General features: G+C 71.1%; 1 protein-coding gene and 1 pseudogene. Both read left to right on the forward strand.

The features are described 5' to 3' along the window. On the forward strand, positions 1-419 hold a 419-nt coding region (gene ureE, locus G3N99_RS41225; RefSeq protein ID WP_206125314.1), incomplete at its 5' end, for an urease accessory protein UreE. After that, a pseudogene (locus G3N99_RS41230) lies at positions 406-582 on the forward strand (urease accessory protein UreF); the annotation flags it as partial. The gene ureE and the pseudogene G3N99_RS41230, both read left to right, overlap by 14 nt.

The following is a 582-nucleotide window of genomic DNA, read 5'->3' on the forward strand; positions in this document are numbered from 1 at the left end:
CCGACGACGGCGCGCTCGTGCGCATCGCCGCGGCACCCGAGACCGTGCTGCGCGTGCGCGCCGCCGATCCGCTCACGCTGATGCGCGCCGCGTACCACCTCGGCAACCGTCACACGCCGGTCGAGATCGGCGACGGCTACCTGAAGCTCGAAGCCGACCCGGTGCTCGCGGACATGCTGCGCCGGCTCGGCACGCAGGTCGAGGAGACCCTTGCACCGTTCCAGCCGGAAGCCGGTGCGTACGGCGGCGGCCACAAGCACGGGCACGACGCGACGTTCGCCGAGGATTACGCGCTCGCGCAGCAGGTGTTCGGCGAGCATCACGGCCACGCGCACTCGCACTCTCACGACCACGACCACGACCACGACCATCAGCATGGCCCCGGTTGCGCGCACGGCCACGGCCATGACCACCACTGAACTCGTTGCGCTGCTGCACCTGGCATCGCCGGCGCTGCCGATCGGCGCGTTCAGCTATTCGCAGGGGCTCGAAGCGGCGCTCGACGCGAACCTGATCCACGACGCGGATACCGCGCGCGACTGGATCGCGAGCGGCCTGACCGACGTGCTCGCGCACGGCGAG

This window comes from Burkholderia sp. Ac-20392, assembly GCF_017104585.1.
GTDB classification, from domain to species: domain Bacteria; phylum Pseudomonadota; class Gammaproteobacteria; order Burkholderiales; family Burkholderiaceae; genus Burkholderia; species Burkholderia lata.